The following is a 508-nucleotide window of genomic DNA, read 5'->3' on the forward strand; positions in this document are numbered from 1 at the left end:
ATGAAGGTTTAAGTATTCGTTTACTTTGTGAAATTGCGGGTATTGCACGATCTGCATACTATAAGTGGCTAAATCGTACTCCTTCACCCAGAGAAATACTGAATAAAGAAATCATCGAAGAGATGAAAACTCTCCATGAAAAAGTTGATGGCATCTTTGGTTATCGTCAAATGACCCTTCAGATGAACAGAAAGTTCAAGGAGAAACTTAATCATAAAAGAATTTATCGGTTGATGAAAGTGGCTGGATTACGCTCAGTCATTCGTATCAAGAAGAAGCACTATAAACGCTCTACACCTCAGCATGTGGCAGACAATATATTAAATCGTGAATTTACAGCCGAAAAACCAAATGAAAAATGGGTAACAGACGTTACAGAATTTAAGTATGGCCAATCTAAAAAGGCCTATTTAAGTGCGATTCGTGATCTTTATGATGGATCCATTGTCAGTTATGTTCTAGGGCATTCCAATAATAATCAACTTGTATTCAAGACGCTAGACCAAGC

1 protein-coding gene is annotated in these 508 nt (G+C 36.8%); it reads left to right on the forward strand.

What is annotated here, in order from left to right; all coding sequences use genetic code 11:
- A partial coding sequence (locus KH400_RS20920) for an IS3 family transposase (protein ID WP_217227944.1) occupies nucleotides 1-508 on the forward strand: 508 nt, incomplete at both ends.

Origin of the sequence: Desertibacillus haloalkaliphilus, assembly GCF_019039105.1 — a bacterium.
Classification (GTDB): Bacteria; Bacillota; Bacilli; order Bacillales; family KJ1-10-99; genus Desertibacillus; species Desertibacillus haloalkaliphilus.